The 6,010-nt window shown below is 55.9% G+C and carries 9 protein-coding genes; 4 read left to right on the forward strand and 5 right to left on the reverse strand.

Going from position 1 to position 6,010, the window contains the following annotated elements; genetic code table 11:
• Positions 1-9 precede the first annotated feature (9 nt).
• Entirely contained in the window at positions 10-255 is a 246-nt protein-coding gene (locus BI344_RS13745; protein ID WP_083370219.1) for a YqaJ viral recombinase family protein, read from the forward strand.
• A 165-nt stretch (positions 256-420) separates the two neighbouring features.
• On the forward strand, positions 421-1,644 hold the full coding sequence (locus BI344_RS23015) for a site-specific integrase (protein ID WP_083370220.1): 1,224 nt from the start codon (positions 421-423) through the stop codon (positions 1,642-1,644).
• A 708-nt stretch (positions 1,645-2,352) separates the two neighbouring features.
• Here BI344_RS23015 and BI344_RS13760 read toward each other — a convergent pair.
• On the reverse strand, positions 2,353-2,655 hold the full coding sequence (locus tag BI344_RS13760) for a terminase small subunit (RefSeq protein ID WP_083370221.1): 303 nt from the start codon (positions 2,653-2,655) through the stop codon (positions 2,353-2,355).
• On the opposite strand from BI344_RS13760, the gene BI344_RS24920 reads away from it, so the two are divergent.
• Positions 2,654-3,001, forward strand: coding sequence for a hypothetical protein (locus BI344_RS24920; RefSeq protein ID WP_206600400.1), 348 nt, complete (start codon positions 2,654-2,656; stop codon positions 2,999-3,001). The genes BI344_RS13760 and BI344_RS24920 overlap by 2 nt on opposite strands.
• A 121-nt stretch (positions 3,002-3,122) precedes the next feature.
• On the opposite strand, the gene BI344_RS13765 is transcribed toward BI344_RS24920, so the two are convergent.
• The 4 genes from BI344_RS13765 to BI344_RS13780 all read right to left on the reverse strand — a co-directional run bounded on the left by BI344_RS13765 (position 3,123) and on the right by BI344_RS13780 (position 5,114).
• On the reverse strand, positions 3,123-3,500 hold the full coding sequence (locus BI344_RS13765) for a hypothetical protein (RefSeq protein WP_071113466.1): 378 nt from the start codon (positions 3,498-3,500) through the stop codon (positions 3,123-3,125).
• 84 nt (positions 3,501-3,584) lie between these two features.
• A complete protein-coding gene (locus BI344_RS13770) occupies positions 3,585-4,121 on the reverse strand; it encodes a hypothetical protein (RefSeq protein ID WP_071113467.1) in 537 nt (178 codons plus the stop codon).
• 148 nt (positions 4,122-4,269) lie between these two features.
• Entirely contained in the window at positions 4,270-4,743 is a 474-nt protein-coding gene (locus BI344_RS13775; protein WP_071113468.1) for a hypothetical protein, read from the reverse strand.
• Complete coding sequence (locus tag BI344_RS13780) at positions 4,740-5,114, reverse strand: hypothetical protein (RefSeq protein ID WP_071113469.1); 375 nt, start codon at positions 5,112-5,114, stop codon at positions 4,740-4,742. Before BI344_RS13780 ends, BI344_RS13775 begins: the two co-directional genes overlap by 4 nt.
• 572 nt (positions 5,115-5,686) lie before the next feature.
• Here BI344_RS13780 and BI344_RS13785 point away from each other — a divergent pair.
• The gene (locus tag BI344_RS13785; protein ID WP_071113470.1) at positions 5,687-5,938 is read left to right on the forward strand and encodes a type II toxin-antitoxin system Phd/YefM family antitoxin; all 252 of its coding nucleotides are present in this window, start codon (positions 5,687-5,689) and stop codon (positions 5,936-5,938) included.
• Positions 5,939-6,010: the final 72 nt, after the last annotated feature.

The following is a 6,010-nucleotide window of genomic DNA, read 5'->3' on the forward strand; positions in this document are numbered from 1 at the left end:
GGAGAAATCATGACTGCAATGTCCCGCGAGGAATGGCTCGCCCTGCGCAATACCGGCATCGGTGGCAGCGATGCCGGCACGGTCCTGGGCATCAACCCCTACAAGACCGCCTACCAGCTGTATCTGGAGAAGCGCGGCGAGATCGCCGCCGACGACACCCTACCCTCTACGCTCCATGCCGAGCGGCACAACAAGGGCCAGTCGTTCAGTCCGGCGCATTGGCCTCGAATGCGGTCGTCCAGCGAAAATAACTGAAAAAGGAATCGCCATGAAGTGGGTAACACTGACAAAGTACTGCGAAGACTCAGGGGACACCAAGGATGCGGTTTACAATCGCCACCGTCGCGGCACCTGGCTAGATGGCCGTGAATGCAAGTTGGTATCAGGGAAGTTGTGGGTTAACACTGAGGCGGTAAAAAAATGGATAGAAAACGAGGGAATGAAGTCTCACAAGGCGGCGTAGAAACGCGCAGCGGGGCGAAAGGATCGTCTATTCGAATAAGGTTCATGTACAAAGGGGTCGAATGCAGAGAGACTCTAAAAATTCCAGCTACAAAAGCGAATATTGCATATACCTCCCGCCTAAAGGGAGAAATTTTAAACGCAATTGAAAAGGGCACCTTCAATTACGCTGACTACTTCCCGAACAGCAAACGTGCGGCACTATTTGGCCACGCCATTCTCAAATCAACGATGAATGATCTATTCGACTCAGCAATTTCAGGATGGGAGCAGGCGGTACAAAATGGCACAATGTCACCATCCACGCTCGACGGATACAAAAAGATCGTTTCCGGCCACTTACGACCGGCAATGGGCGAAAAACTGTTGCGTGACGTCGGACCTGCATTCTTGAGAACGTGGATTGGAGCACTTGGGGTTACAGCAAAAACGGCGAGAAATATCATTAGCCCTTTGCGCTCTGTTTTTGATGATGCCATGAATGATGGCATGATCGACTTCAATCCACTGGATCGCGTGGCTTTGCGAAAGCTGCTTTCTCAGACCTCACACAAATCTGACTATGTCGTAGATCCATTTTCGATTGAGGAGATAGAGGCAATCCTGAAATTCGCATCGGGAAACGATGTAAATATGTATCAATTTTGGTTTGAGACTGGTTTACGGCAAGGGGAACTAATTGCTTTGCGCTGGTCGAAAGTCGATTTCATCCATGGATCAGTCAGGATTGAAGAAAACATCGTAGTCAAAGAGGAGAAAGGGCCAAAAACTGCCGCAGGGATCCGTGACATCACCTTGACGCCCAAGGCGCTGGAAGCCCTGCAGCGGCAAAAGGCGATTTCGTATCTGGCCGGTGATCGAGTCTTCACGCACTACAAGACCGGCAAGGGATGGGAGACGGAAAAGCAAATCCGCATGAGTTCCTGGACCCCACTACTGAAGCGGGCTGGCGTCCGCTACAGGAATCCCTATCAGATCCGCCACACGTTCGCCTCTCACCACGTCAGCAACGGTGCAAACCTCTGGTGGTTAGCCCGCCAGCTCGGCCACGAGACTATCGAGATGATCATCCGGCACTACGGCAAGTGGGTTCCGCTGGAGCGAAGAAACGTGGGCGAAAATTGGGCGAACACGACGACAGCAGGAGGCGGCACCAGACAGCAAAGAAAAACGGCAGACTAGTCTAAAAGCCGCGTCCCTATTGGTTTGCGACCTTCTGCTATTGTCTGCCGTTGCCAAAAAACTGGTGGGGCGGCGTCTATCGCATTGTTGCGTAAAAACCAATACAGGCAATGATTTTGACGATTTGATTTTAAAAAATACCGTCAAAAGTACCGTCAGTGTCGCGGTGCTGCCCTACTTTAGACCTTCAGCCTGAGTCATCCAAGCGCTTGCTGCTCCCGAAACCCCTTTTTTATGGACTCAAAAAAACTCCCCTTTTTTATGGACTCCGAAAACTCCAGCCCATCCATCGCACGCGCTGCCGGCCGCGCTGCGATCTGGCGTTCATCGTCATTGCGAACGTTGGCAGTGCAGCGTTATGTTTCGTTATGACTTGCCGCCCGATGTTCGGGACTGCATTGCGGCTGCAATCGCAGTGCTGACACCATCATTTACCATCATGCGCGGCGGCGGCCTGGCGGACGCGATGCAATTAGAACATTGTTCCGAATGATTGAAACGATTGGATTTCAGCCTGGGAAATAGGCCTGCGCACAGCGGCTATTGGGGTGGCTCAAAAAAAGCGGGAAGAGTGGGAAGAGTGGCCCGAAACTCTTGAAAGCCTTGACTGGCAAGGGTTTCCGGACTTCCCACTTTCTCTTCCCGCTTTGCTTTCTTCCCGCTTTTAGCTTTGCCGTAACTGGCGATGTCTTCGAATTAAATGGCCAGTCAGGGACGGACGACAACCGATTGCATGGGATTGTTTTCGCAAAACAGACACTGCGGCTGTTGGATGGGAACAAATTGCCAGCAGTAGCGGCAGTTTTCTCGACGGTATTGCACCAGGTCGTTCGGGTCTGCGGCGGCTATCTGCCAGAGACGATCCAGCACCATGTCGGCGGTGATTTCGGTACGCCGGGAGCGGGCTTGCATTGCGACTGTTATCGCGGCAGAAACGTGACTTTTCGTGACCAGCCTTGGTCCAACCCACTGCGCCAGTTTTTCAGCTGTCGCTTTTGTCGCATTTGCCATGAGGCGTTCTCCTCCTCTTGACGTGCGATTGCATGGGGTTAATTTCGAAAAATGGGCTATTGCGGTGGTTGGGATGGCTGTAATCCTTGCTGGGCAATGGTTTGCGGGCTGTTACTACACCGGCAACCGGCATGACGTTCATGCGGTGGGTTTTCGCATTGCATGGGATTGTTTTCGCAGCCGCCGTTTGGGCGTCATTAGGGGATTGCATGGGGTTTGTTTTCGCAAAAAAGCGGATTGCGTTGGCAAACTGTTCGAAAGCTTTGCCAGGCAAGGGTTTGCCGGCATTGACTGCGAACAGCGCACGCGAGAGTCTGCCGGGCGTTCATGGGGGCGTTTTGTATAGCCAGGATGGCGACGCCGGAGACGAAAAAAGACAGGGCGTTTTGCCCTGTCGTGTAATGAATTTCGCTGTTGTTTCGCTGCTGCGAGGCCTGCTGGTGTCGTGGCCACGCTCGCAGGCGACCTTATGATTTCCCAGTAGTATTTGCGGCCTCTACCTGATCCTTATCAGCCGCTTGGCTAAGGATTTTATCCCTCACACCAGCCATTATCTCGGCGCGATGTTGCTCCAGGCTTTGGCTATCGGCGCGCTTGGAGCCTTTGCCGTGAACGGCGAGCAGCAAGACCATTTCTTGTGCCAGCCGGGCGCAAAGCCAGAGCACTTCATCTTGCCGCCCCTCCAGCAGTCTGCGGAAGTCGCGCCCCAGCTCGCCATAGGTTGTTTCCAGCACGCTGCGCAGCTGGACCGCTTTCATGCCAAACACTTCAAGCGGGCTTTCGTCTTGAATGATTGCGGTATGCCGGCTGGCCGCCATGACGGTAACGCCGGTTTCTGATGCCATTCTGCAGTCTTCCATTTTCCTAATCCTCCAGGCCCAGCGGGATTGCGGCCGGGCCTTACTCGTTGGCGGTGTCTTGTCGCTCCGTCAGAAGGCCGGGCCGCGCTCCGGCTGCTCCTTGCTTCTGGCGATGAACTCAGTCAGTACCTGGCGCACTACGGGCCGATAATCTACGAGCTTCTGGCTTGCGGCGATGGCCTGCAGATCGTCGAAAAGCGTCTGCTCCATCTTGAACGTGATTTCCTTCAGGCCCAGCGTTGCGTCTAGCTCGGCCTCATGCTCTTCGCTGCAGGAAGCCAAGTGCGCCGGGTCAAGCTTCGTGTCGTCCTCGCAGTCGTCATCCGGGGCTGGACCATGGGTGATTACCGGCGACATGGCCAGGACTGCCATCATGCGGATTTCCGTCACCGCGTCAGCGCACGCCGCCAGCAGGGTGGGCAGTGTCCGCATCTGGTGTTCCTGGCAGCCGGCGGCGCAGTACAAGATGGCGTGCAAGTCTTCCAGCTTGTTGATGACCATGTCGCGGACGTCCATGTTGTACTGAACGGTAGTCTCGTCAGCACTCGCGGAAATGGTAAGGCCGGCTTCTACGCCGACGATCAGCGGGGTGGATTGGGTGTTCATGTCTGTTGCTCCTTCGCGTGGCGAGTCGTGGCGCTATGCGCTCACACCGGAAACCAGATGATGATGCCGATTACCAGCAGCACGACGACGACGCCGGCCGCGATGGTTTCAACGATCTTCCACAGCGTGGATTTCTTCATGATCAGCTTCATGCCGCCACCTCTTCGCGCTCGCCGGCAAAGCTGAACAGCTCGCCCGGAGTGGTGCCGACCACTTCCAGCATTTCGAGGACGGCCTTTGCATCAGCCGTGTGTGCGGCGTGGAAGTCCTCACTGAACCGAGCGGCAAGCTCAATGATCAATTCCAGCGATTCGACGACGGCTGCGGTCTCGGCGTGGCCTGGTTCGGCCTTGGCTGCCTCCAGGGCGTGGCCGGCAATGGCCGACAAGCGCTTCAGGCCGATGATGGCGCTGCGGGCCGATGCGTTGGTGATGACGGCCATTTCCAACACCAGCGGCAGAGCGGCCTTAAGGCTGCTGGCGTCGGCCGGGTTGGCGGTAATGTTCAGCGCGTTGATGCGCTTCGCCCTGACGATTTGGGCGGCGGCGCTGCGGCCCATCGTGTCCATGCTCTTGGAAAACGCGGCCAGATCGATGGCGGGGGATTGGGTGGCGGCGGTCATTGCGCTTCACCTCCGCGTTGCGAGTCCCAGGCGGCGCAGAATGCTTTGCCGCGGCGGATTTGCTCTTCTGGGTAGATCTCAGCGCGGCAGCACAGCTCAACGGCGTGTGAATCAATGGTGCCGTCCAGCCGCTCGGCCAGACAGATTATCGTTTCCAGGGCCTGGGCGATGTTCTCCGGGTGCAGGTAGGTGTTCGGCACTTCCATGGCACTGAGCGTCAGCCGCCCAATGGCAGCGATTTGGCCAAGCGCGATGGTAGCCAGGCCGCTAATGCATTGCACGGCGTCGGCAAACTGTTCTTCTCGGGTGGGATTGAAGGGGAATGGGGCGTTACTGCTGGGCGCGGGCGCGCCTTGGGTGAAAGAGTCCATGGTGGTACTCCAACTAACGGTTTTGTTACCGCCGCCCACTTCTCACGGTGGGTGGCGGACCGAAACGGGGGTGAGAAACTGGTAGTTGGCACCAGCCAGCCCGAAGGCTGCCCCGTCCGGCCCGCCATAGAGGACGCACCAAGACGCACAGACACAAAAAAACCGCTTTCGCGGCGGTGTCCGCCAACATTCCACAGGTTCTCACGCCCGACGCCAGGATTGACTAGCGCACCGGGATTATGGACCCGTCTTTTTGTGCTTTCAAGGGGAATATTAGGGCAACTACCTAGCCACAAAACACAGGGTATTGGCGGTGTCCCTGTGATGATAGGTCAAGTAGATAGCTGTTTGATTGGATTTTTCTGGTGTCGGGTGTTTGCACTTAGTGCGCGGAGGCCCAACAAAAAGCCCGCGCTAGGCGGCCTGGCGGCACATGTATTTTTCTGCATTCAGCGGTAGCATTCCCACGGCTGGTTGATATCATTCGTTCTGGCTGTGCCGCAGCCCGCTCCGCCACTCTGAGTGCTCGCTGAGTGCTCATTGATGACTCATGGAATCGCCAAGGAAGAGCTATGGAAAACGCATTGACCAGCTTGACAACGACAGTCGCCGAACTGAAACGCGACTATGCAGAGGTGGTCAGCCGCGCCACAGACTCGGGCGAGCCGGTGGCTGTGCTCAACCATAACAAAGCCGAGGCCTATCTGGTGCCGGCTGCATTGTTCGAAAAAATGGTGGAGTACATGGAGGACGCAGAAGATGCGAAATTGGTCGAATCTCGCAGAGGTCAGCGTGCCATCAGGGTGGGCATGGATGAGCTTTGAAGCTGCAAACAAAATGGGGAGTCAGTAATGGAAGTACCACTATTCTTGACCCAGAAGAGTTGGTAATACTGA

This window comes from Chromobacterium sphagni (assembly GCF_001855555.1).
GTDB classification, from domain to species: domain Bacteria; phylum Pseudomonadota; class Gammaproteobacteria; order Burkholderiales; family Chromobacteriaceae; genus Chromobacterium; species Chromobacterium sphagni.